Here is a 25,873-nt window from a genome sequence, read left to right on the forward strand (position 1 = left end):
TGGCTGGTAATTTACCGTTGCGGCCGAAGGGTAAATTATTGATCGGTATGCTACTGATTCTCCCGAAAATTGATGAAAATTAGAAATATTCTATGACCATCCCTTCCTATCCCCTGCTGTATCAGCTCAACGCCCGCATCAGACAGTACGAGCTTTCACGCGCTGCTATCTCACCTCCCCCACTGAATGATTGGCCTGATAGTGAATGGGATCGGTTAGCTGAACTGGGGTTTGACTGGGTATGGCTGCTTGGCGTATGGGAAACCGGAAAAGCTGGTCAGCATGTTTCACGCACACAGTCTGGTTGGCAGAAAAGCTTTAAGGCCACCTGCTTACCGGATCTGTCCGAGACAGATATTTGCGGTTCCTGCTTTGCCATTACCCGTTATCAGGTGGCCGACAGGCTGGGAGGAAACAAGGCGCTGCAGCACCTGCGCCACAAACTCAATGAACGCGGATTGCGCCTCATGCTCGATTTCGTTCCTAATCACACCGCACTGGATCATCCCTGGATGCAGACACACCCTGAGTTCTATATCAACGGGACACGGGAGGATTTACAGCGCAATCCACAAAACTATGTTGCACTTGTATCGAATTCATCTGGCAAAGATCAGCGAATTTTTGCCTATGGCCGTGACCCTTACTTTGATGGCTGGCCAGATACTTTGCAACTGGATTACAGCAATCCTGCCGTACAACAGGCGATGCAAGTAGAACTGCTAAACATTGCCAAGCTGTGCGACGGCGTACGTTGTGATATGGCCATGCTGCTGTTACCGCAAATTTTTGAACGTACTTGGCAGCGCTCCATCACCTCCTTCTGGCCTGCCACCATTCAGGCAGTCCGCAAACAATTTCCGGGTTTCCTTTTTCTGGCTGAAGTGTATTGGGATCTGGAATGGGCGCTGCAGCAGCAAGGATTTGATTACACTTACGACAAACGATTATATGATCGGCTACTCAGCCAAGCTCCCAAACCTGTGCACGACCATCTCACAGCAGATATCACTTATCAGCGCAAACTCACCCGGTTCCTGGAGAATCACGATGAGCAGCGCGCGGCGACTGTTTTTCCGCCGACTGTGCATGAAGCAGCAGCCATGATCAATTATCTGGCACCAGGGATGCGTTTTTTTCAGGCTGGACAACTGGAAGGCAAGCGGGTACATATCCCGATGCACTTATGCAGAAGTCCGGATGAACCGACAGATTCCAGACTCAGTCACTTTTATCAACAACTGCTGCAGATTCTGAAAAACCCGGTATTACGACAGGGAAACTGGGTATTGCTGGAATGCTTGCCGGCCCAGAAAGAGAACGGGACCTGGAATAATTTCATCGCGTACCACTGGCAAGGGGAAAGCAGTGACTCTCTGCTAATCATCGTCAACTACGCACCCCATCCAGGCCAATGTCTACTGGAGTTTGCCGATTTACAACCAGGAGAAAGTACCAAGAGCTGGCATGACCTGATGAATTTGAGTGAATCGTTACCAGTTCGGATAGAAAATATTACTCAGCTTTTTGTTGACCTGCCCGCTTGGGGTTACCACATTCTGGAAAAGTAACCTTAACCTCAACTCATTCAGTGGAGGCACGCCGGGAGAGATGCAATTTATCCACTGTCTGCATCACCAGGGAATAAACGGCTGGCACCACCACTAATGTAAGCAGTGTTGAGGAAACCATGCCCCCGATAACTGCAACAGCAAGTGGACGATTGGTTTCAGCACCGGCCCCCAACCCCATCGCTGCCGGCAGCAGTGCGAGGATGACAGTCAACGAGGTCATCAGCACTGGCCGCAGCCGGATCGGGCAGGCTTCCTTAAGAGCTGCATCAATAGACTTGCCCTGTTCACGCAGTTGATTGGTTAGGTCAATCAACAGGATGGAATTTTTTGCCACCAGGCCGATCAGCAGCACCAGCCCGATCATGGAAAAGATGTTGAGTGAATTGCCTGTCAGCCACAAGGCAAAAATACCGCCAATAATGGCAAGTGGCTGTGCCACCATAACGATAAGCGGCTGCAGAAAGGAATTGAACTGACTGGCCAGCACCATATACAGCAAAATCAGTGCAAGCGTAAAAATAAATACGGTACTTTTCATTGTTTTGGCCAGCTCTTCCGCCTGCCCGGTGAGCTTTACTGTATAACCTGGTGGCAATAACTCGGCAGCCTGCTGAAATACGGCATTGGTTGCTTTATCCAGCGGTAACGCAGGGTTGATATAGAACATCGCCGCATATAGCAGATCAAATCGCCCGATTAGCGCGGCCCCCAGGGTATCCCGGAATTCAGCAACCGCATCCAGTCTTACCAGCTCATTCCCGCTACTCCTCAAATAAATCTTTTTCAGATCATCCAACTGGCTAAACCGATCTTCCTTACCTTTAATCCGGATTTCGTAGCGTTGCCCATCCCCCGGATCATCGTTGAACCGGGCCACGTCAACACCACCGGTAAACATATTGATTGCTGTGGCAATATCAGCTGCGGATATACCAAGACTGGCGGCACGTGTCCGATCTATATTCACGACCAGCTGCGGCAAATCAAGATCGAGATCAAGATCAACCTTACCCATACCCGGAATTTTTCCCAGCCGCAGCTGCATTTCTTTGGCTAACTGGCCCACTTCCTGGAGATTAGGACCAGTCAGGTTGAACTGTAATTTTTCTGAACGTTGCCCGCGCACAATAGAAACCGGAGCAGGAAATGCCCGGACACCAGGAATTTTATCGAAATGTTCTCTCAGTTCGCGCATCAACACTTTCTGGCTCATATCGCGGGTATTTCGATCATACAAACGTACATTGACAAACCCTTTGTTCACCTGGCCATCTTGCCCAGCTCCAATCATTCCAAGATAACTGATTATTTCTGAAGGATAAGTTGCCAATACACGTTCAATCAGCCTGAGGCGTGAATCAGTGTAGTCAATACTTGAACCAAGTGGCGTCCTGAACGTTATCGTAAATACACCTTCATCCGTTTCCGGAGAAAACTCCTTATCCACTTTGCCAAAGAAAAAAATACTGCTCAATACCGTGATAACAGTAAGCACGATGACTTTCCAACGGTGCCGTATGGAAAGCCCGAGCAGCGAAGCATAACTATGATCCATACGATCAAACCAGTTATCCAGCCAGTAATAGAGACGACCATGCTTTCGATCAACACGTAAATAACGCGAACATAGCATGGGTGTCAGCGTTAATGAAACAAGCAACGAAATCAATACACCAAAGGTAACAACTACAGCAAACGATTTGAAGAATTTGCCGATGATACCTTCCATAAAGATCACTGGCGCAAAGATACATACCAGTGCCAGTGTAGCCGCCATGACAGCAAATACCACTTCGTGACTGCCTCTGATCGAAGCTGCCGTCGCATCGACTTTACCGTGTTTTGCCTGATCATGACTCATATGCCGGAAAATATTCTCCAACACTACAATGGCATCATCCACCACCACCCCGATCAGCAACAGCAAAGCCAGCAACGTCATGGTGTTAAAGGTAAAGCCCGAGAAATACATGACAGCAATGGCACCCATTAGTGATACCGGGATTGCAGTCGCAATAATCAACGTCGAACGAACCGAACGCAGAAACAGCCAGACAACCAGCGCAGCCAGTAAGGTGCCTTCGACCAGATGCTCCTGCAGCGCATATACCAGCTCTTTGATGAAAATTGCATCGCTGGAAGAAACACTGATACGCATCCCGGGCGGCAAGCTCGGATTGATGTCTTCTGCCAGCCGACGCTCAACTTCATTGATGATGGCAACTGTATTGGCATTTGAAACCTTGACGATCCCCAGCCCCAGCGTGGGTTGTCCATTGAAACGAGCCACCTGGCGGTAATCAGCCAGATCATCCTCAATCTCTGCAATTTCCTTCAATCTGATCGGGGCACCTTCACGATAAGCCACAATCAGGTTGCTTATATCCTTCAGATTATGAAATTCCAGATCCAGCTTGATCAATCTTTCTGTGTTTTTACCTGTCAGAAAACCACCCGGCAACTGAATATGCTCGCGCCGAAAGGCATTGATTACATCGCTGGCAGTCAAGTTATAGGTAGCCATACGCCCAGGCAGGACGTTGATTCGTATCGTGCGGTCACGCCGTCCACCCAAACGAACTTCACCGACGCCATCAATGGTTTCCAGCTTTTTCTTGATGACATTAAACCCATACAGGTTAAGTTGCTGCAAGGTACGATCACCCTGCAGCGATAGCCACATGACAGGCTGGGCATTGGTTTCGATCTTGCGCACAATTGGTGGATCAGTATCATCCGGCAAACGCTTCAGGATCTGGCTGATATTTGCCTGCACCTCGTTATAGGCAACATCAATATCCTTATCCAGATCAAAGGTGATTGTTGTTGTCGAAACGCTCGGGGAAGAACTGGATTGCACATGCTCAATACCAGGAATAGTATTGATGGCGGTTTCAATGATACCGGTAATACTGGCATCAACAATATCCGGGTTTGCTCCAATCAGAGTCGTTGTTACCGAAATGATGGGAAATTCGATATATGGCCAGCGATCCATTCCAATTCGCTGATAACTGATAACACCCAGCAACACCAATAACCCTGAAACCATCCACGCCAGCACATGGCGCTTGATCGACAGCTCCGGCAGCGTCATAAATCCGCCTGCCCCAGTATTTCCCTTTGTATAGTAACTTTGGTGCCATCGGTGAGAAAGGCGGCGCCATCCAGTACGATCTGCTCACCCGCTTGTACGCCATCAATAATTTCAACCATTCCATCCTGATTTAAGCCGGTTCGCACAACTCGCTGTTCAACCTGCCCGTCATTGATGGCATAAACCACCCGGCCTGCCGGCCTGAGCACTACACTCTGCTCCGGCACAACCACTACATTCTCGCGCATACCAAGGATAACCACGCCACTGACACTTGCGCCTGCATGCCAGCCAGGCTGATTCTCAACGTAGGCAAGCGCATCAATCGCCCGATTACTAACACCAATGGCAGGTTTCAATTCCCTGATGCGGGAAACAATTTCAGTATCAGAAGTAGGCGTACTCAACCTGACTTCAAGATTCGGCCTGATATATGAAGCAATACTTTCCGGAAATGGCAGATGAGCACGTAAGTGCTGGTTATTGATAATTTGCAGTAACGGATCACCAACCTTGACATAGTCTCCCTCAACAACGATCTGTGATTCAACTTTTCCATCCATCGGTGAAAACAGGCGTGTTTTGGATTTATTATGTTCAGCTGTGGCCAGACGGGATTTCGCTCCCTCCAGCTGTCGATTCGATGCTATTTCCTGGGTTTTGACATCATCCAGCACGATCTGGGAAATAAAATTTCGTTCGACCAGCCGGGTATTGCGCTCGACTGAACGCTGCTGGTTTTCCAACAGAGCCTCCAATCTCGCTACCTCGCTGAGAGCCTCACGTCGCTGTAACTGATGATCAGCCGGATCCAACAAAGCAATTTCCTGTCCCTTCTTCACATGTTGCCCCTGATGCACCAGTACTTTGAGGACGCGCCCGGATACTTCTGCCGCGATCGTTGGATCCATTATGCCCTCCAGTGAGCCAATGGATTCCTCGCGCACTTCCATAGACACATTCCGGGCAGTGGTCACACTGACTGATGGCGGATTGGCTACTTTTACAGCCTCCTCCTGCTTACTGCAAGCAGTAAGTATCAGCACCAAAACGATACATAACAACCTTTCTATTCTATCCAACACCACGGTCAGCGCTCTCCCTGTATTTCACAAGTACAAACCACGTTATCTGACGTATCAGGATTATCCCTATTGTAAATTTACCGGCCCGCCCAAGGCAAACAGCCATCTCACAAATAAACAATCAGAATGTCATCCCCAGAGAGGGGTCAAGAGTCAGGAATATTATCAAAATACACCTTCTACCTCCTTAAAAATAAAAAGGATTTTTTCCCGATAAATCTGGAAACAAACGATAGAGCTGAAATAAGATCTGGATGATTAAACCAAGTTGCTGAAAGAAACAGAACCGGTTAATGATTGAACGCGAGATAGATCAAGATGAAGTTACTATGGAATAAATCATTCTTATTGCGATCCATCCCCGCCGAAGAAAAACTGGAGGGGATAGTGTATCGACATAACCAACACAGCGGCGAAATACCGTACTATGTAGTTGTCAAAAAGCTAGTTTACAACAACGGGGGTGAGATGCACAGCCAGTGCGGCGCATGAAGCTAATAGCACCAATAAAAATACAGTACCCAATATCATATTTTTGGCGGTATCAGCATCGCTACCTTTTCCCACTGTACTCATTTTTCATAACTCCTTGATCGTATGGATTAGAAATGAAACGATAATGAACTGAATTCACATTTTCTTTATTGATTCACATCACAAATAAGATGCGACCAGCTAGAAATATAGCATAAAAGATCTGCCTTTTGTATAACTCGGTAGAGTTGTAATCTTCGATCCTCAATTCATAGGATTCACGCAGTCAAATGTACGATCTTCTGGCGAATATCCGAGAATACAAATAAAAATGAATCATGACGACGGGAATGTAAGCATCCGACGTCACCATCTAAACTTTGTTAGAACCCGCTGTTTGATAAAAGCAGCTACTTCCGATTCAATCACTGCTGCCAGCAGCTTGTGCGCACCTTCCCGCAAAACTACCTGTAGCGGGTCATTTTGTTCTGAACCGTTCAGTTCTAAAGATCATAGCTCCCAGCAGAATTAGAAAAAGCGTATTATCGTCAACTGGGAAAGTCAGTCAGAATTGTCTGACTCAAACCTACCGAGTACCCGGAGCGGTTCAGTTTCCGCAGTCGAGTCTATCCCCGCAGCTTCGCTGTGATCAACTTACGGGAGGAATTTCACCTCCAAGAGAGCACCCGTGCCAGCCCACAAAACAAAAGGGGCAGAAATATTTAGTCCCTCACATGAACAAAATAAACTCCCACTCCCTTTCAATAATTCCGCGGAATTGAAGCAGCTCTATCAGCATCGTTGGGTACCAAATCTAAAAATCCCTCTTTTCTACGGGATTTGGATTGCACTAGGAATCATCGCCTGGAATTCAAGCTATTGGGCGTTGACCTGGGTATGCTACTTAGGAATGGGCTACATACAGATGGGGATTGTGACTTTTATGCACGACTGTACGCACAACACTTTATTTAAAGTTCGCTGGAAGAATCAGGTATTCGGAATTTTCGCGATGATTCCACTCATTATTTCATTTACTTCCTTTAAGGAAGATCATCTTATTCATCATAGACATAATCGCACTTCGAAAGATCCGGATGCATTCACGATGGGAAAACGTGGAGTAGGCGATTTCATACTTTTCTATGCTTATGCAATCATTGGTGTGTTCTTGACTGCAATTCAGTTTACATTAATTTTTCCACTAAAGATTTTGCGTGGGAAAAAAGCGTTGATCCATTGGAGTGAGATAGCGCTTCACATAGCTATAATGTGGGCCGTATTTGATTGGGCAGCCTCCCAAGGTATTACAAATCAAGTATTTAATGTGTGGTTTTGGCCACTTATTTTTTTTGGTTTTTTTAACAGTATGCGATTCATCGCTGAACATTATGGCTGTCCTTGGGATGCTGGACCATTGGCAGGAACTCGGACGATCATCAGTAATCAATTGAATTCATTTTTTTGGAATAACATCAATTATCACATCGGGCATCATGCCCGCCCTGGTGTACCTTGGTACAACCTGCAAAAATTACACGCATTGCTGCTTCCTGAAATTGAGCGAGTCGGGGCACTGATTGATAAAAGCTATTTAGCAATTTTCATTCATGCGCTCTGGCAGGGTCCCGAGACCACAGCCACAACAGAATCCCGGAATTCGCCTTCATCCAAGTCCTTCACTAGAAATATTGATTAACCTGGAATGTTAACCCAAAGAAAGACCTGATTTGGGAGAGTATCCGCAACAATGTCTCCGCCCAACAGTGCGCTACGCGAACATAACTATTTTGCTTGTGCGCACCATGACTCAATCTGAGGCCTCACACAGCGGGATCTACAGAATGCACCTGAATTAGCTGTGGGAGATGGCACACTGGAGTTTGCTTACGCCGAGCTGCTACCCAGGTACGGCAAGATGGAAGCGGCGCAGTTCCTGCGCACTCTCATCACTGCCGTACCCTACAAAATCCACACCATCCTGACAGACAATGGTATCCAATTCACCAACCGCAAAAAAGACAGGCGCGCCTTCTTGCATATCTTTGATCGCGTCTGTCTGGACAACGGTACGGAATATCGCTTGACCAAACCAAATCATCCCTGGACCAACGGCCAGGTCGAGTGTATGAACCGTACCCTCAAGGAAGCAACCGTCAAACGATACTATTACGAAAATCATCAGCAGTTGCGAGAGCATCTCTACAACTTCCTGAATGCCTACAACTTCGCCAAGCGACTCAAAACCCTGCGAGGACTCACACTGACGTGGTTTAATGAAACCACGTCATTCATCTGGCCTTCATGGCACCGATACTCAGAAGATCATAAACAGACTCTGACAGGATATGATTGGAGCACGAACTCTTTGAATCCGATTTAAAAACCAGTTACAAAGGAGCAGCATCATGATTTCTCATCCAGTCAATCCTGCTGTTATTCTTTCTGCCACGCCAACCGATACGATTTCACAGACCCGGCCGGTTAGTGCCGTTAATCCGGTGCCGGATGCAACGCAATCCGATACGCCCGCCTTTACGCTGAGTCAGAAATATATGGCACAGATGGGTGAACGGCTGGCAAATGGTCATTCTATGGTCAATGTTGCGGGCAAGTGGCTGCAAATGCGTATGCCCACTGCAGTCAATACCGGAGATCTTCTGGAACTAACACTGATCGAGCAATCTCCGCGCTTAAAATTTCTGTTACACACCGATACACCAGCAGGCAGCAACCCGGCAACACTTAGCCCGGCCGGAAAACTCATTGCACAATTACTGAACCAACCTCTGCCCGCCTCTAAAGCTGCAAGTAACTCCGCTCCCCTGCTGCCGACTCCACCCGTTATCAATGCAGACAAAGCACAAATGCCAGGCCAGTTACGGCAGGCACTGGCAATCAGTGGATTATTTTATGAAGCACATTTGGCAAGATGGCTAAATGGCAAGCGATCACTGCAGCAACTTCAGCAGGAACCACAAGGCAGATTGCCCGCCCCCGCAGCAACCACTGCTTCAACGTCAACAGCGCCGGTTGCGCCACAGGCAGCCTCACTGATGCAACAACAGCTACATACGCTAGAAACTGGAACCATCCAATGGCGAGGAGAAGTCTGGCCGGGGCAGGCCATGGAATGGGACATCACCGAGTACCCCGATAATTATCAGGAAAAAGAGCAGTTTGACGGCGAAACAACCGGGAAACCCGGCCGTTGGCAGACTCGTATCCACCTGCACCTGCCGAATCTGGGAAAAATCACTGCCACACTTATGATTGATCCACAAGGCATACGAATCCAGCTGGATGCTGATTCCAATAATATTACGCAGCAGCTCAAAAAAGAACAGATGGCACTGGCCAACGCCATGCAAGTAACCGGGCTAACAATTCGCGCAATGGAGATCCAGCGGCATGAAGAATCCTGAATTAAACCAGCAAGAAAATCAAAGCGAGCCGATCAACTCATCACTCACCACAACGGGATGGGCGGCCACCCCCGGAGCAGTAGCACTCACTTACCTCAACGGCATGACAGCCCCTCGGGTAGTTGCCAAGGGACAAGGACTCATCGCAGAAGAAATTATCCGCCGAGCGCAAGAAGCCGGGGTATATGTGCATGAATCGCCAGAACTGGTAGCACTGCTGATGCAGGTTGATCTGGACGAACACATCCCCCCGGAGCTATACGTAGCTGTAGCCGAGCTGCTGGCATGGCTCTACCGGCTGGAAAACGGCATGGCAACAACATCTGCCTGACTACACCGGCGGTGCTGGTTTCAAAAACCGGATTCAGTTTCAAGTTTTCTTGCCTGCTGCTCCAGTTTTATAATGTAGCGCTGTATCAATATTCTTGATTTCTCGGGCAGATTGATAAATTCGCAACCAATGCGCGGGCAGGTATTCCCATTATTCAGAATAACTGTACCGACGTACGTGATCTGGATGGAGGCTTCAATTGAACCAAACAAGTTACCATCTCCTGGCAAATCAATCCGGCAGTGTTCAAGCCTCGTGCCAGCTTTCAGAAGCGTATCAGTATCTGGTTGATCTATCAGCGCCATGCCACCATAGCTGATGTCCAGCAGGCTGTAGGCAACTGGCGTCTCGTCTGGTGCCCGCAATGAAGAAATAGTACAAACCACAGGGTTGGTGATGGGCGTAGTGACCCGGTAAAAATTGCGCCGCTGCAGACGTTTCAGTGATTCCGGAATATCAGCACTGAATGCATGACGACCTTCAAACTGGACACGCTGCAGATTGTCGCAATCAAACTCGATCCGAATCCGGTTATGGCTGGTAATACACCGCAGATATCCCCTTTTGAGCGCTATCTGATTGAGCGTTTCATTAATACCGTAATCCATTATCAACAGCTTCTTCTGCGGATCAATCGCCAGAATGGATGAGAGAATGGCGGAGTGACTGTCCCGCGCAAGGTACAGTGAAATCAGAGATTTTTCCTGCATGATCCCATTCAGAAAAAAACATATTTCCGGCCGGGAATGCACGCTGTAATCTGGCTCTTGTACATCATCCGCTCTTGCCGAAGAGATCGCCTGCTCGGAGAATGTCTGGAGTATGGCCATAGTCTGCTCCTTTGTTCTTTATAGCCCGGGATCTTTACACTTGTATATTCATTATTTCCTGATAAGCCGTTACCAGCCGGTTGCGCACCTGAATCATGGATTGAAAGGAAACATTGGCTTTCTGCAGGGAAATCATGACATCGTGCAGTTCGACATCCTGATTACCGCGCACAAATTCCTGGCTGAGTTGGCTGGCGGTCTGTTGCACTGTATTAACCTGATCAACCGCAGACTTGAGTAATTGGCCAAAATCCGCCTGGGAAACTGCAGGTGCAACCACAGAGGACCTATTGCCGCCTGCCGCCAGATCCGAGGTTGCCTTGAGCTGCGCCAGCACCTGATCCATCCCTGATGCAATATTCATATTTGTTCTCCGCTCTTTGTTAAATTAATCAGCATTCAGCAAGCCGGTATTGCTGCAGCTTGTAACGCAATGTCCGCTCGGAAATACCAAGTTTCTGCACTGCCAGTTTGCGTGAACCGTTCACAGCCGCCAGTGTTTGCAAAATATGATCTCGCTCAAGTGATTTAATGTCACACAGTGAGGATTCATCTGCTCCATGCACATTCTCCCGGGAAGTCTTGTTCATCGGCGACTCCGGCAAGTTCAGATGTGCAGCCTCAATTGGCCCTGCTGCCAGAATCATGGCACGTTGCATCACATTCTCCAGTTCGCGCACATTTCCCGGCCAGGTGTACCGCTCCAGAGATTGCATGGCTGATTTTGTCAGCCTACAACCAGGTTGGGTGGATTTATCCAGAATATACTGCGCCAATGGCACGATATCCTGCGCGCGTTCACGCAACGGAGGAATCTCCAGTGGGAAAACATTCAACCGGTAGTACAAATCCTCACGAAATTGGCTTGCCCGCACATACGCCTGCATATCCCGGTTGGAAGTAGCAATCAGGCGAATATCGAGCTTGACAGCTTTATTGCTGCCTACCCGCTCCACTTCACGCTCTTGCAATACACGCAATAGTTTTACCTGAAGACTGAGTGGCATTTCCGAAATTTCATCCAGCAGCAAAGTGCCACCATTAGCCTGCTCGAATTTTCCTGCCTGTCCCTGAAATGCACCAGTAAACGCTCCTTTTTCATAACCAAACAGAGTTGCTTCCAGCAGATTTTCGGGAATGGCAGCGCAATTGATTGCGACAAAAGATTGAGATACACGCGACGAATGACGATGAATAAACCGGGCCAACACTTCCTTGCCACTGCCACTTTCCCCCATCAGCATGACGGTCGCATCAGTCGCAGCCACTTTTTTCGCCAATGACAACAATGTCAGGGTACGGGGATCTTCCGCCACAATTTCTGGCTCATCCTCATTGCTGATCGTCAGTAAATAACGTTCGACATACGCCAACAGGCTGTGCGAATCAAACGGCTTAGGCAGATAATCACTCGCTCCGGCACGCATGGCAGCTACAGCCTTATCTACCTCGCCATAAGCGGTCATCAGCACAACCGGAATCCACGGATGACTTCGCCTGATATTTTGCAACAACGTATGGCCATCCATCGGACGCATCTGTACATCGCTGATAACCAGCCCTACCGGATAGCTGCGTAACAGATCAATAGCCTGCTCACCCCCGCTGGCGGCGAGACTCGTGTAACCCTTCAATTTGAGGGTTGCACACAATGCTTCCAGCAAATCTGGATCATCTTCTACAATCAGTACAGGTAAATTTCGCATCTTTTATCTGTCCTCATTTTTAGTTGTTGCCATTTTACTCGTCGGGATAAATTCATTGGTTTATACCTTTGCGGCTCTTGGCAGGCAGATCGTAAATCGGGTTCCAACGCCGAGTGTTGAATCAATCCGGATTTCACCCTGCATCGACTGAATCAGGTTATGTACAATAGCCAGCCCCAGGCCGGTTCCTTCAGTCCTGGTAGTAAAAAATGGTTCAAACACCTGTTCATGCAACACCGGGTCAATTCCCGGGCCTTCATCGCTGATGATCAGCCGCGCTTCATCCATTGTTGTTTCACAAACCAGCGTGATCAGGCTGCCTGCAGGCGCAATCTGCACAGCGTTATCAAGCAGATTCATCACGGCATTACTCAGCGCATCCTGATTCACATTCAGGCTGGTCCCAATGCTGTTATCTTCCACCACGAAACGAAGCTGGCGTTGCTGCATCTGGGGTGTCATCACCTGCTGTAATTTACGTAACAATACGGATAATTTCACTTTCCCCGCAGGCACAGGCTCTCCTTTTACAAACTGGAGCATGTTACGGATCAGATGCTCCAGATGATGGAGTCTCTCTATCGTTTTAGCGGCAAAGCTGCTTCGTTCCTGAGTATCAAGTGTTTCAGCGCTCAAGTGTCCGGCATATAGCAATGCGGTTGATAAAGGCGTGCGCAACTGATGCGCCAGGCCGGCAGCCACTTCACCCATTGCTGCCAGCCGCTGGTTACGGCGATTTTGTTCGCGCAGCGCATGGGCTTCTGTGATGTCATGCAGCAACAAAATACTTTCTCCAGTGGTTTCCGAGAGGCTGTTTTCGATAAAGATTCTGCATAAACCAGGTGCGGCAGTGACAGTTTTTGCTGCCAGCCATTCCCCGGCCAGACCAGTTGGCTGCAGACGTTCCTGCTCGATCTGCTGCCACGTCATCCCCAATAATGGCTCTCCCAAAAAACGAACTGCCGCTGGATTTACCCGGCTGATACGGCCCTGGTGATCTAGCACAACAACGCCACCCGGCAGTGCTGTCAACAACTGACCCAGCTGTTGCGAAAGCGCTTCCTTGGCAGCCAGTTCACATTGTAATTCTCCATTGGCCAGCGCCAGCTCCTCAGTCAACCGGGAAACCTGCTGCTGTAATTCGCGATAGATTCCGGAAAGCTGGCTGGAGGCCTGGCTAAATACAGTAAATGCCTGCCTGAGCTGTTCATGGTTAGCCAGTGATGTAACAGTAACTTCTGTTTTCATGGAAAAACAAACCCAATTTCGATGTTGCGCAGCTTAGCATCACCCTCTACCCGGATTACGGCTGGAATAGCACAAACAAATGTTCTCTGTTCCGGGATTCGGGTCTGGCGAATATCCTGATAATTCCGGTATTCGTTTAACTACGTTCGATATTCATATGCCAAACCAGAATCAGCTCAAATATTCGTCAGGCTGTGTCAATCCCGATCAACCGGGCAGGAGGTGATTTTATGGCAACCGTTCAGGAAGAAATCCAGCAAGAAAAAAAAGCATTCAGCCAGCTGGATAAAATCAAACAACTGCCGACCCAAAAGAAACTGGGATTGATGGTGGCGGCGGCTGCCGTTATCGCACTGATCGCAGGAACATGGCTGTGGAGCCAGACACCGGATTACCGCGTGCTTTACGCAAACTTATCGGAACAGGAAGGCGGCGCAATCATTGATGCTCTGCAGAAGATGAACGTTCCGTATCAGTTCAGCGAGAGCGGTGGCTCGATTCTGATTCCAGTCAATCAGGTGCATGAGATCCGTCTGCGTCTGGCAGGACAGGGATTGCCCAAGGGCAATCTGTCTGGTTTCGAGATACTGGAAAATCAGAAATTCGGCTCCAGTCAGTTTCTGGAACAAGTCAATTACCAGCGCGCACTGGAAGGCGAACTGGCCCGCTCGATCCAGTCCTTGTCAGCCGTGCAGGGAGCACGAGTGCACCTGGCCATTGCCAGACCAAGCGTGTTTGCTCGGGAGCGCCAACAACCAAGTGTTTCTGTACTGCTGAACCTGCACCATGGACGCATGCTGAACCCCGAACAGGTCAGTGCCATCGTCCATCTGGTTTCCAGCAGTATTCCCGATCTACCGGTCAAAAATGTCACGGTTGTTGATCAGCAGGGAAATTTGTTAAGCGGCCAGAAAGAGAATCAGATGGAAACCGGGCTTGACCCTGGCCAGCTTAAATACGTGCAGGATATGGAACAGAATTTCGTCCGGCGCATTGAAGCTATTCTGACGCCTGTCACCGGCCAGGATAATGTACATGCACAGGTGACTGCAGATGTTGATTTTTCCCGCATCGAGCGTTCCGAAGAAACTTACCGTCCCAACAACAATCCGGCAGAATCTGCAGCGGTTCGCAGTCAGCAACAATCCGAATCGGTTTCTATTTCACAACCCGAAGGTGGTGTGCCTGGTGCGCTGTCAAATCGCCCTCCTGCCCCGGCCCAGGCACCAGTAGAATCCAAGGAAAGCCAAGAAGAAACTGCTCAGACAACTCCCTCCGACACCCGGAAGGAATCCACTACCAACTACGAAGTGGATAAAACCATTTCACATATCCGTCAGCCAACCGGGCAGATCAATCGGCTTTCGGCAGCAGTGGTAATCAATTACCACACAAGGATGAATGAAGAAGGCAACCCGATCAACGAACCGCTTACGGGCGAAGAAATTGAAAAGATTACGGCGCTGGTCAAACAGGCCATCGGTTTCAGTGAGACTCGCGGTGATACATTGACCATCACCAGCAGTCAATTCAGGCTGAAAGAGGACGCACTGGAAGAGCCACCACTCTGGAAAGATCCGGATACCGTTCTGCTCGCCAAAGATATTGGCAAACAGTTGCTAATTGCTGCCATCGTGCTGTTCTTCCTGCAAAAAATCTTCCGGCCATTTCTGAAAAATCTGTTGCCTCCGCCGCCGCCTGCCCCTGTTCCGGCACTAACTGCCAGGGATAATTCAGAACAGGACGAAACTGTGATCGATACGATCAGGGTAATGACTCTGGAACAAAATCTGGAAAAGGCCAGATTACTGGCTGCCAATGAACCGGCCATTGTGGCCAACGTCGTCAAAGGATGGGTATCCGGCAATGAACGATGAAGGAATATTAAAAAGTGCAATCCTGTTGATGTCGCTGGGAGAAGAAGAAGCTTCCCGGGTTTTTCGCTATCTTGGTCCCAAGGAAGTACAGAAACTGAGTGAGGCCATGGCCGCTCTCAACGATATCAAGCGGGAAAAAATAGAACTGGTACTGGAAGAGTTCTGCCAACAGGCTGATGATAGAACCTCACTGGGGCAGGACGGACTAGACTATCTGCGCAACGTACTGATCAAGGCACTGGGAGAGGAGAAAGCAGCTAATCTGCTGGATCGCATCAGCCGGGGAGATGATACCAGTGGTATAGAAAGTCTGAAGTGGATGGATGCCATTGCTGCTGCAGAGCTGATCAAGAACGAACACCCACAAATTATTGCCACGATTCTAGTCCACTTGGAGCGTGATCAATCCAGCACAATTCTCGCGCAGTTCACTGAACGGCTACGTAACGATGTCCTGCTGCGCATTGCCACGCTGGATAGCGTGCAACCGATTGCATTACGCGAATTAAATGGCGTGCTAAGTAAACTGCTGTCAGGTACTGATAGCATCAAAAAGCCGCGTATGGGTGGTGTCCGTACCACCGCAGAGATCCTGAACTTCATGCCCACTGCGCTGGAAAACAGTGTTATTGAAAATTTCACCCAGTACGACGAAGAAATCGCGCAACGCATCATGGATGAGATGTTTGTCTTCGATGATCTGTTAAAGGTTGACGACCAGGGTATACAACTGCTGCTGCGGGAAATTCAGTCAGATTCGCTCATCACTGCACTCAAAGGTGCAAAAGAAGAACTGCGCAGCAAGATTTTCAGGAACATGTCGCAACGTGCTGCTGAAGTGCTGCGTGAAGACCTTGAAAGCAAAGGGCCAGTTCGTGTCTCCGAGGTGGAAGCTGAACAGAAGAAAATTCTCAAGACTTTACGCCAGCTTGCCGATGATGGTCGTGTCGCGCTGGGTGGAGGAGGAGATGGTTTCCTTTAAGCGCCTTATTTATTGCGAATAACAGAAAACTGTGCGTCGTTACGAATCCTCTCCCCTTACCCTGACAAATCTTGAAAAACTGGAATCATCTGGCATCACGACTAAGAGGCGCTGCCATCCACCTGGCCGCACAGGGTAAGCAACAGGTTTTGTCAGATACCTCATCTATGAAAAAGGAAACGCAAAGCTATGGAAGCAGCCTACGTCATCCCCAAAAAAGATCTTTCTTCCTGGCAGAAATGGGAATTCGGTTCGCTTGATCCACTTAAATCCAGACAGAAAACAGAATCTTCACAAAAAACACCTCAGACCACAAAACCGATCAGCCAACCTGAAAAGCAGGTGATATCCGATCGGGAAGCAACCGGACAGGACACTATCGTTTTACCAACTGCCGAGCAGATCGAACAGATTTACCAGCAAGCTCACGAGGAAGGAAAAACAGCGGGTTATCAGGAAGGCATGGAACAGGCAAAGCAAACCGTCACAGCGGAAGCACAACGCTTTCAAACACTGGCAGATACGTTTGCACGGGAGGTGAAAGATATTGACCAGACCATGGCACAGGATTTGCTGGCATTAGCCATTGATCTGGCCAGAAAAATCACCGGCCAGGCATTGCAGATCAAACCGGAACTGATCCTTCCGATTGTTGAAGATGCATTACGTCAACTGCCTTCTGTTTCACAGCCAATCCGGTTGACCTTGCATCCTGATGATGCTGCCCACATCCGCACGCATCTGGAAGATTATCCGGCACACCCCAAATGGCATGTCCATGAAGACGCACAAATCGAACCCGGTGGTTGCCGGGTTGAATCAGGTGGTTGTGAAGTGGATGCCACACTGGCTACCCGCTGGCAACGCATCCTGGCTGCTCTCAGTCAGGATCAGGACTGGCTGACATAACACTATCTGACGGGCACCATCATGGACACCATCGAGTCGGCACATACCTCACTCTGGCGCGGCTTCATTCAGAACTGCCAACAACTGATCGAGCCTGCCAACCCTCTGCTCGTCAGCGGTACGCTGACCCGCGTGGCCGGGTTAGTGATGGAGGCAGTCGGCCTCAAGCTGGCAGTAGGAACCAGTTGTATTGTTTTTCTGCCAAATGGAACCAGTGTCACAGCGGAGGTAGTCGGCTTTTCTGGAGAACGGCTTTTTCTGATGCCATCCGGCGATATCTATGGGCTGACTCCCGGCGCAAAAGTAGTTCCAGTTGAATATACCGGTACCCCACCCCGCATCGGGGCAATACAGCATCCGCGACGACGTTCAGCTGATCGGGCAAAGCACATCAGTGTTGGCCCAGAACTGCTGGGGCGTGTCCTGAACGGAGCCGGTGAACCACTTGATCGGCTCGGTCCACTCCAGTGCGGGCACAACGTTCCACTCTACAGTCGTCCGTTCAATCCACTGGAACGCGCTCCGATTGAAAAAACGCTGGATGTTGGCGTGCGGGCGATTAACACGCTGTTAAGCGTGGGTCGTGGCCAGCGCATGGGATTGTTTGCCGGTAGTGGTGTGGGTAAAAGTGTCTTGCTCGGCATGATGGCGCGCTATACCAGTGCGGACGTTATCGTGGTGGCACTGATCGGGGAACGGGGTCGGGAAGTGCAGGAATTCATCGAAACTATCCTCGGCGAAGAAGGCCTGGCACGCTCAGTGGTCGTAGCTGCCCCGGCTGATACTTCACCACTAATGCGACTGCACGGTGCCGCCTACGCCACCGCGATTGCTGAATATTTCCGCGATGAAGGCAAGCATGTGCTGCTGATTATGGATTCACTCACCCGCTTTGCCATGGCACAACGCGAGATTTCACTTGCCATTGGCGAGCCGCCTGCCACCAAAGGTTATCCTCCCTCGGTATTTGCTCGCTTGCCCCAACTGGTGGAACGCGCTGGTAATGGCCGACGGGGTAGCGGATCAATTACTGCCTTCTATACCGTGTTGGCCGAGAATGATGATCCAAATGACCCCATCGCTGATAATGCACGCGCCATTCTCGACGGTCATATTGTTCTTTCGCGACGCTTGGCCGACTCCGGTCATTACCCGGCGATAGATATCGAATCCTCGATCAGCCGGGTGATGGCCAGCCTGGTAACACGCGAACAACTTGGTCAGGCGCAGCGTTTCAAGGCGCTGTACTCTCGCTACCAGCGCAGCCATGATCTGATCAGCGTTGGCGCATACGCCAGTGGTACCGATCCTCAACTGGATCGGGCTATCACGCTTTATCCGGCACTCGAATCTTTCCTACAGCAAGGCATGTTTGAACAGGAGAACTATGCTGCAAGCATGGACAAACTAACCACCCTGAATCTGTAACCGGACAAGATGAATCATGGCCACTTCTCATTCACTCAAACTGTTACTTGAACACGCCCATAAGCAGACGGATGATGCCGCCATTAATCTGGGAAAGTTGAATTTCAAGCAACAGGAGGCTGAAAAAACCCTGCGACTGCTGATCGAATACCGGGAAAACTACCAGGTACAATTCATGGAATCTGCTGGGAATGGCGTGACACCCACCGAATGGCGCAATTTCAAGGCATTTATCTGCAAGCTTGATACCGCCATTCAGGCACAGCAAAACCTTGTTGCGGTGACACAACAGCATACAGAAGCAGGCAGCATGCAATACCACCATCAGCGGAAAAAACTGAAATCTTATGACACCTTATCGCGACGTGCCGAGCTTCATTATCAACTGCGCCTGCAAAAGCAGGAGCAACATCAGCTGGATGAACACACTTCACACACACTCAGCAAACGGCCAAAGAACGTAGAATAATGGCATCAAAATTGCTTGATATTTGTTATACAAGCACAAATTTCTCCGAGGATAGCTATGCCAAATTTACCCGCCATTCCTGACATGGGTCTGCGCGTCACAACAAGCGATCTCATGACGACCGTTTTGCCGGGTGCTTCTGCCCCTTCTGCTCCCGGTCAGCCGGTTGAACAGGCATTTGGCAACATCCTGACCAGTATGATGGGAAATGAGCCAACAGCTGAAGAAAACGATACTGAAGATCTGGAGCTTGCATTACCAGTTGATGCATTCATGCCGGGCATGATGCCTGTCCCGGTTAACCAATGGATCAATCAACTTCAGCCCGCACCGGATACTCAGACGGCAGAACTATTATCCATACTGCCGACAGGTATAACCTCAAATGCCGGGCAGCACTCAGCCGGCTTACTGCAGACAACCGACCCTATTGAGCTGACAGATGAAACCAAGGGCATCAGCAATCTGGCATCTACTTCTGCAAATAGCTTTGATCAAGTAATTGATACGGCAAATTTTGCCGGTAGTGGCAAAACCTTGCCGACTTCAATGACGTATATGACTTCAAATACCGGGCAACCGGTTACAAGTGAGCCCGATACATTGACGAGAGGCAATCTGTTATCCACCGAGCCAGAAAACAGGATTCCCAATACTGGTCAGCACCCAACCAGCTCGCTACAGACGATCAATCAGGTTAATACCACAGCCACTCCCATCGAACTGTCGGACGGAAACAGAAGCATTAGCAATACAGCTCCTATTTCCACCCCTAATTTTGATCAGGCAATTGATGCGGCAAACTTCGTCGACAGTAGTAAAGCCTTGTCAACTTCAATGACGCCTGTAGCAATGCATACCAATATCACTCCATTGACTGATATTGCTACTGCTGATGCCATGAATAATGCCCCGGCTATCGTCGCAGAATTTGGACATCCCGATTGGCCTGAAGAATTCGGCCGGAAAATCACTTGGCTGGCAACGCAACGAATGCAGGCAGCAGAATTGAAGTTACACCCGGCGCACCTCGGTCCGATAGAAATCTCACTGCAATTATCCGACGATCACCAGCTTACGGCACAATTTGTTTCGCATCATGCTGCCGTACGTGAGGTCATCGAAGCCAATTTACCCAGATTGCGCGAAATCATGGCAGAAAATGGCATTACGCTGGCAGATACTTCGGTCAGTGCAGATACCCCGCAGCAACAGGCAGAAAACGGAAGGGATAATTCTTCTCACTCATCCAGGAATAACCGTTTCCCGCACAACTCCACCGGGGCACATACACCGGCTTCATTGATCACCAAGCACTCGGGAATCATTGACACGTTCGCTTAGGGTCTGTTACCGTTTCAGGCTATTTTCTTGCTTTATAAGAGAAAAATCGTATCGTTGTAGCCCCCACACAACACCAATACGAGTCTGCAATGGCTCGATTATACTCAGCGACGAGCACTGGCCGAAACTTTCTGCTGCATAAATTAACCATCCGCAACACCCGCGATTTGCGAATGACTGTCGAAGGTACACTATAAGCGGTTCAACGCCTGGTCTGCTTCAGACAAGTGGTTTAAGGTCTTCAAGATACTTATCGTGGAGTCCGACATCCCAAAACAGCGTCGATTGCGAGCCCGGCCGGTTTCAAATGTGAGCTGCTACAACTACCAGGCATCCTGTCCAGAGAAATTGAAGATCCATCCGGATAAAAAATCCGGGATCACCAATGATTGGGCAACAGGAACCCCAGATACCCGCTTGAACTCTTCCTTTGTGTCATTACTGCTGGCCTGCAAGATATTTCCAATGTACCCACAAGGTATTTGAGACTCGTGCCAAGATTCTACAGTAGATCGGAATACCGGCTTGTATCGGTATCGGCCCGACCAGAACCTTGATTATAAACTTGCTAACCCTATTACCAAGGACACAGACAGAAAAACCCGGATTGTATCGCATTCACTTGATCCCTCTGCTCTTGCGTTTCCTGGACCAGATAATGACACCTGTTATGGCCAGTATTGCGGTCAACATTCCCATGATGCATATCAGCACACGTCCATACATACCTAATATCTGTCCACTGTGTATTGGGAATTGCCAGGCAAGAAAACGATCCGCCCTGGTACCACTGTCATACCCTCGCTGTCCTGTTAATGTACCGTTGTCACCGTTAATGAACACTTGCTCCGCTTCGATCGCAAACGCTTTGCTTCCTCTTCCCTTATGATCGAAGGCCACGCGATATACATTTAGGTCAGGCATGTACCTTACAAACGACAACTCCAGATCATCATTTCCGGCTGGCAACCGCTGACGCGCCACCAACACCGCATCTGAAAAACCCAATACTGGATCAGCACCTGATTGCAATGTCTTGGGCAGTGTCTTGGGCAGTGTTTTGCGTGGATCAGGTGTCAAGTCCCCGAACAATCCCACGATCGGCCTGAATACCTCTGCATTCAGGTTGAAATATGCACCGCTCATTGCCACCATGAAGAGCACAGGCCAGAACCATAGACCGCTTGCCCGGTGCAGATCAAAATTGAATCTGACCCAGCCAGCCTGTCTCTTGATACCCCATGATGGTTTCCAGCGCGACAACCAATTTCTGCAAGAACTGTTCTTTTCCCTTGATCTCAATGGCGGAGGGAGTGTCAGATAAAAACCGACGAGACAATCCACCATCCAGATCAGGGCAATGCCACCTAGCAACCAGGTACCCCAACGCCCTGGCAGGTACAGATTGGTATGCAACCTGTACACCATGGGAATGACATGTGCCCGATCCATGACAAACGTGCCGCGTACTCTCGCCCCCAGCGCCTCACCACTAAACGGGTTCAGAAATAGCTCCCACATCGTGCCCCGTTCTGTTTTTAGGTCAACTCTGATACTTTCCCCATGATTACGTTTGATCCGTATCGTGATAATCTCAGCATCAGGATCAAACTGTTGCGCATGTCTGGCTATTGCATCCAACGACAATACCGGCGCAGTCTGCTCGGACACGCGAAACAATTCCGGATTTAACCAGGCGTCCAGTTCGTGCTCAAAAGCAATCACACTGCCAGTCAATCCCAACATAACCAGAAAAGCGGCAATGACCAACCCGATATAACGATGTAGCCTTACCCAAAATGATCTGGATAACACACCAGAACGAATAACTGATGTCATTGCAATCAGAAATCCACCGTTGCCGATACCATCAACGTGCGCCTATCCCCTAATGTCAGGCCGCTGGCTGCTGCAGATGACCAGTACCGTTTGTCGAACACATTCAGAATATTGGCACGGATCGTCACAGGAGTTGCGATGTGTTGTACTGCATATCTCGCACCCAGATCAAACCGTACCCATGAAGGAATTTTCTGGGTATTTGCGGCATCCAGATACTGTGCACCCGTGTAGATAGAACGCGCGGTTAACGTCAGGCCGGGAATAATCCTAACGTCCCATTCACCCCCCAGATTAGCAGTAACATCAGGTACGCCCGGTGCTGTCTTCCCATCATTGATGGCTCCTGCTGTCTTGGTCAGTTCACCATTGAGGTACATTACTCCTCCTTGGAAACGAACACCAGAAAATGGCTCGCCAAACACATTCATTTCCACCCCCTGATTCTGTTGCTTCCCGTCCATAGCAAAAATAAGCGTTGCAGGATCAGTGAAGCCAATAGGTTGCCTGATTCTGAAGAAGCTTGCCGTTGTCATCAGCTTGCCAAAATCCACTTTGATACCTGCCTCTACTTGCCTGGTCTTGGATGGCGGAAAAATATCGTTGATATTAATTGCCCCGGCAGTAGGCGTTGATCCTTGGGTAAGCGCCTCGATGTAGTTGGCATACAGCGAGACTTTCTTCCACGGCTTGATCAACAACCCCACCGCGGGAGTTACCGCTGCTTTGTCATAATGTGTTGTCCTGGAACCGGTAACCGGACTATAACCATTCACCTGCACCCGTTGCACGCGCGCACCTAAAGTCAATTGTGCTTGCTCGTCCAATATGGACAAGGTATCGCTCAGTGCAATGCTTGATAGATGTGTTTTATTCACAATCGGTAAATGATGAGACAAGCCGCCTTGCATTGGCTCAGGGTACTCAACCGGGTTGAAAACATTGGATCGGATATTAGCAAAGTTCTGTCGCGCATTTCCATATTCCAAACGGAAATCACTCACACCCAGATTGGTCGCATGTGCAATGGGACCAGTCTCAAATTTAGCATGCAACCCAGCCTCTGCTGACAGCGCATTTTCCTTGTACAAATACCGAAAGGGTTGCGTAATGAAATCTCCATTGGCATTTCTCATGCTCACTGCTGCCCGCATAAAGTCGTAATCTCCTCGCCGCGCACCAATGGCTGCATAAGCATTGAGGATTGGGGATATATCGTATTCTGCTCTGAACACACCATAAATATCTTGGCCATTTGCGTCAGTCCATGAGGGTGTCATGCCAGAATCGATGTGCCTAGCTGAGGGAGGTCTTACTCCGCGGATCACTCCCACTCGTTCCAATGGAGCTTCCACGCGGCGCTCCTGGTAGGCAACATCTGCAAACAAACGTAGCGCTTCTCCACGAAAATCCAGCGCGAGGTTATGAACGTTACGCCGTATGGATTGACGCCTGAATGGAGTATTGCCATCCTGATAAACACTGTTGAGCCGGACACCAAAACTGTTATCCTTGCCAAAACGGCGCCCGATGTCCGCATGGCCGCCAAATTGACTATTGGACAGATAAGAGCCGGTCAGCTGGATTACTGGCCTGTCATCTGACCGTTTAGGCACGATGTTGATCGTTCCGCCAACACCACCGCTTGGCGCCATACCATTCAGTAATGCATTGGGTCCTTTGATGATTTCCACTCGTTCTATCGCTTCTACCGGTACGGAATAAGTCGGAACAATGCCATATAACCCACCAAATGCTATTTCGCTATTAAGCACCGTAAACCCACGGATACTGAATTGCTCGAAACGCCCGGATGGAGGATTGATGGATCTGACGGAAGCATCATTCAAAGTTACATCTGTCACTGTACGTGCTTGCTGATCCTTGATTGTTTGGGCCGTATAATTTGTCACGCTGAAGGGTGTATCCATCAGATCCTTATTACCCAGCAACCCGACGCGCCCACCTCTGGCCTGTTGTCCTCCCGCATATGCATCAGGCAATTCATCCGGCCCCTTCTCGGTACTTCCCTGCACCTTGATCACGGGTAACTTTGTTACTGTTCCTGCCTTTCCACTCTCATCCTCTGTAGCCAATCCCTCCATCGGCATAGCGCCCAGCAAGGCGCTGACCATGATGCTGACTCTATATATTTTATTGTTCAACATGATTCTCTGACTTTGATAATGCTGCGAAATAATGAAATAAACGGGGAATACGCTAGTCTAGGCTGGCAAATAGATATGCTCAGGATGAGCATGGCGCAGAAAATCGTGATGGGATATATGCCAGGCATATGCCCCTGCATGTGAAAACAGAACAATATCCCCCACCCGAACTTCACTCACCATTTCATCGAAAGCTAACAAATCCTTAGGGGTACACAATTGCCCCACGATATTGACTTTCTTATGCTTGAGACCGGGTCTGGAATATGATTTTCTTCAGATTTGAATTGAATCTTAATGCTTCCGCATCTTTCACAACTGTATTGTTCAACTCAGAGATAAAAAAACTGTATTTATTCTCTTCCCCATCAATTTCTGATGCGATCTCTCCAAGGAATAAGGCAACCGATAGTGCCTCACCTCTCGATTGTTCCGATATTCTGGTGACTGGATCTTGTAACCTTATTCTGCCGTAACTGACAGATTTGCCATTGGTACCCACCGCTTTAATGGTGTACTCGGAACAACCTGTTGAAAGCGATCTCTCCGAATACTCAAGAATATTCTCGAACAGCATGGATTCAAGAAGCTGTCATAAAGTCCGGCGACGTGCGGCAAGATAATTGGAGTTTGGTGCCTGAAGCATGTCCATCCTTAATTAAATCCTTTTTAATTTTTTATGACTCATATAATAATGATTATGCAAATAATAACCACTTCCATTTACAAACTCAAGCGCCAACTTATTACTGACGTGACACGCTGACAGTAAAAATCACTACCACCTACCCTGTTCCCTAGAGAGAGTTGTTTAGTCCCGCTTTGTGAGCGTGTACTGTATGATTCGCCACCAACACAGGAGGAGTTAGAGGACAGGTATGCCTGTTTGCATATCTTCGACCGCGTCTACCTGGAAAATGATATGGAACATCGCTCAACCAGACCGAATCATCTCTGGATCAGTGGCCAGGTCGAGTGCATGAACTGCGCCCTAAAGGAAGCAACCGTCAAACGCTATCATTTGTGGTAAAACTGATCAAAAAAATGGAGCCATTTTTTAATCTATGGAAAGAGGCACGTCATCTTT

Annotated in this window: 21 protein-coding genes and 3 pseudogenes; 13 read left to right on the forward strand and 11 right to left on the reverse strand. The window is 49.0% G+C overall.

The annotated features are described in order from the left end of the window. The first annotated feature begins 92 nt into the window (after window positions 1-92). Window positions 93-1,571: an alpha-amylase family glycosyl hydrolase gene (locus BM331_RS04120; protein ID WP_074927304.1), complete on the forward strand. Its 1,479-nt coding sequence runs from the start codon at window positions 93-95 to the stop codon at window positions 1,569-1,571. A gap of 13 nt (window positions 1,572-1,584) precedes the next feature. Here BM331_RS04120 and BM331_RS04125 read toward each other — a convergent pair whose 3' ends face one another. From BM331_RS04125 to BM331_RS12155, 3 genes are all read right to left on the reverse strand, one after another. Continuing rightward, entirely contained in the window at window positions 1,585-4,671 is a 3,087-nt protein-coding gene (locus BM331_RS04125) for an efflux RND transporter permease subunit (protein WP_074927306.1), read from the reverse strand. Beyond that, window positions 4,668-5,759: an efflux RND transporter periplasmic adaptor subunit gene (locus BM331_RS04130; protein ID WP_074927308.1), complete on the reverse strand. Its 1,092-nt coding sequence runs from the start codon at window positions 5,757-5,759 to the stop codon at window positions 4,668-4,670. Before BM331_RS04130 ends, BM331_RS04125 begins: the two co-directional genes overlap by 4 nt. Window positions 5,760-6,200: 441 nt before the next feature. Next, on the reverse strand, window positions 6,201-6,332 hold the full coding sequence (locus BM331_RS12155) for a hypothetical protein (RefSeq protein ID WP_256214811.1): 132 nt from the start codon (window positions 6,330-6,332) through the stop codon (window positions 6,201-6,203). A 586-nt stretch (window positions 6,333-6,918) separates the two neighbouring features. Here BM331_RS12155 and BM331_RS04135 point away from each other — a divergent pair. The 4 genes and pseudogenes from BM331_RS04135 (at window position 6,919) to BM331_RS04150 (ending at window position 9,986) form a co-directional block, all read left to right on the forward strand. Further along, entirely contained in the window at window positions 6,919-7,929 is a 1,011-nt protein-coding gene (locus BM331_RS04135) for a fatty acid desaturase family protein (RefSeq protein ID WP_074927310.1), read from the forward strand. 168 nt (window positions 7,930-8,097) lie between these two features. Then, window positions 8,098-8,613, forward strand: a pseudogene (locus tag BM331_RS04140) (integrase core domain-containing protein); the annotation flags it as partial. A 25-nt stretch (window positions 8,614-8,638) separates the two neighbouring features. Further along, window positions 8,639-9,655 carry a flagellar hook-length control protein FliK gene (gene fliK / locus BM331_RS04145; protein WP_074927311.1) on the forward strand — a complete coding sequence of 339 codons (1,017 nt, stop codon included), beginning with the start codon at window positions 8,639-8,641 and terminating at the stop codon, window positions 9,653-9,655. Further along, the gene (locus BM331_RS04150; protein ID WP_074927313.1) at window positions 9,642-9,986 is read left to right on the forward strand and encodes an EscU/YscU/HrcU family type III secretion system export apparatus switch protein; all 345 of its coding nucleotides are present in this window, start codon (window positions 9,642-9,644) and stop codon (window positions 9,984-9,986) included. The genes fliK and BM331_RS04150 overlap by 14 nt, the downstream gene beginning before the upstream one ends. 20 nt (window positions 9,987-10,006) lie before the next feature. On the opposite strand, the gene BM331_RS04155 is transcribed toward BM331_RS04150, so the two are convergent. Genes BM331_RS04155 through BM331_RS04170 form a run of 4 tightly spaced genes read right to left on the reverse strand, consistent with a single transcriptional unit; the run spans window position 10,007 to window position 13,770 of the window. Beyond that, window positions 10,007-10,816 (reverse strand): flagellar brake protein, encoded by an 810-nt coding sequence (locus tag BM331_RS04155; RefSeq protein ID WP_074927315.1) that lies wholly within the window; start codon window positions 10,814-10,816, stop codon window positions 10,007-10,009. A gap of 34 nt (window positions 10,817-10,850) precedes the next feature. Beyond that, window positions 10,851-11,180, reverse strand: a complete 330-nt coding sequence (gene fliE, locus BM331_RS04160; RefSeq protein ID WP_074927317.1) for a flagellar hook-basal body complex protein FliE — start codon at window positions 11,178-11,180, stop codon at window positions 10,851-10,853. 28 nt (window positions 11,181-11,208) lie between these two features. Further along, a complete protein-coding gene (locus BM331_RS04165; protein ID WP_074927319.1) occupies window positions 11,209-12,522 on the reverse strand; it encodes a sigma-54-dependent transcriptional regulator in 1,314 nt (437 codons plus the stop codon). A 60-nt stretch (window positions 12,523-12,582) separates the two neighbouring features. After that, complete coding sequence (locus BM331_RS04170; protein WP_074927320.1) at window positions 12,583-13,770, reverse strand: sensor histidine kinase; 1,188 nt, start codon at window positions 13,768-13,770, stop codon at window positions 12,583-12,585. Between the two features lie 230 nt (window positions 13,771-14,000). On the opposite strand from BM331_RS04170, the gene fliF reads away from it, so the two are divergent. The 7 genes and pseudogenes from fliF to BM331_RS11410 all read left to right on the forward strand — a co-directional run. Beyond that, complete coding sequence (gene fliF, locus BM331_RS04175; RefSeq protein WP_074927322.1) at window positions 14,001-15,647, forward strand: flagellar basal-body MS-ring/collar protein FliF; 1,647 nt, start codon at window positions 14,001-14,003, stop codon at window positions 15,645-15,647. Continuing rightward, on the forward strand, window positions 15,637-16,629 hold the full coding sequence (fliG, locus tag BM331_RS04180) for a flagellar motor switch protein FliG (RefSeq protein WP_074927323.1): 993 nt from the start codon (window positions 15,637-15,639) through the stop codon (window positions 16,627-16,629). The genes fliF and fliG overlap by 11 nt, the downstream gene beginning before the upstream one ends. Window positions 16,630-16,818: 189 nt before the next feature. Then, window positions 16,819-17,538: a FliH/SctL family protein gene (locus tag BM331_RS04185; RefSeq protein ID WP_074927325.1), complete on the forward strand. Its 720-nt coding sequence runs from the start codon at window positions 16,819-16,821 to the stop codon at window positions 17,536-17,538. A 21-nt stretch (window positions 17,539-17,559) separates the two neighbouring features. After that, window positions 17,560-18,966 (forward strand): flagellar protein export ATPase FliI, encoded by a 1,407-nt coding sequence (fliI, locus tag BM331_RS04190; RefSeq protein ID WP_074927327.1) that lies wholly within the window; start codon window positions 17,560-17,562, stop codon window positions 18,964-18,966. A gap of 16 nt (window positions 18,967-18,982) precedes the next feature. Next, entirely contained in the window at window positions 18,983-19,435 is a 453-nt protein-coding gene (gene fliJ, locus BM331_RS04195) for a flagellar export protein FliJ (RefSeq protein ID WP_074927328.1), read from the forward strand. Between the two features lie 57 nt (window positions 19,436-19,492). Next, a complete protein-coding gene (locus tag BM331_RS04200; protein WP_074927330.1) occupies window positions 19,493-20,779 on the forward strand; it encodes a flagellar hook-length control protein FliK in 1,287 nt (428 codons plus the stop codon). 89 nt (window positions 20,780-20,868) lie between these two features. Continuing rightward, window positions 20,869-21,049 (forward strand): annotated as a pseudogene (locus BM331_RS11410) (hypothetical protein); the annotation flags it as partial. A 348-nt stretch (window positions 21,050-21,397) separates the two neighbouring features. Here BM331_RS11410 and BM331_RS04205 read toward each other — a convergent pair. The 4 genes from BM331_RS04205 to BM331_RS04220 are packed head-to-tail and all read right to left on the reverse strand — an operon-like array spanning window position 21,398 to window position 25,363. Continuing rightward, window positions 21,398-22,618, reverse strand: a complete 1,221-nt coding sequence (locus BM331_RS04205; protein ID WP_074927332.1) for a PepSY-associated TM helix domain-containing protein — start codon at window positions 22,616-22,618, stop codon at window positions 21,398-21,400. Window positions 22,619-22,623: 5 nt separating this feature from the next. Continuing rightward, entirely contained in the window at window positions 22,624-24,783 is a 2,160-nt protein-coding gene (locus tag BM331_RS04210) for a TonB-dependent receptor (protein WP_256214813.1), read from the reverse strand. Between the two features lie 60 nt (window positions 24,784-24,843). After that, window positions 24,844-25,014 (reverse strand): hypothetical protein, encoded by a 171-nt coding sequence (locus tag BM331_RS04215; protein WP_256214814.1) that lies wholly within the window; start codon window positions 25,012-25,014, stop codon window positions 24,844-24,846. Window positions 25,015-25,027: 13 nt separating this feature from the next. Further along, window positions 25,028-25,363, reverse strand: a complete 336-nt coding sequence (locus BM331_RS04220; RefSeq protein WP_074927334.1) for a hypothetical protein — start codon at window positions 25,361-25,363, stop codon at window positions 25,028-25,030. Window positions 25,364-25,657: 294 nt separating this feature from the next. Between BM331_RS04220 and BM331_RS11585 the strand changes: the two are divergent. Continuing rightward, window positions 25,658-25,807: pseudogene (locus BM331_RS11585) on the forward strand (IS481 family transposase); the annotation flags it as partial. Window positions 25,808-25,873: the final 66 nt, after the last annotated feature.

This window comes from Nitrosomonas eutropha (genome assembly GCF_900116685.1).
Classification (GTDB): domain Bacteria; phylum Pseudomonadota; class Gammaproteobacteria; order Burkholderiales; family Nitrosomonadaceae; genus Nitrosomonas; species Nitrosomonas eutropha_A.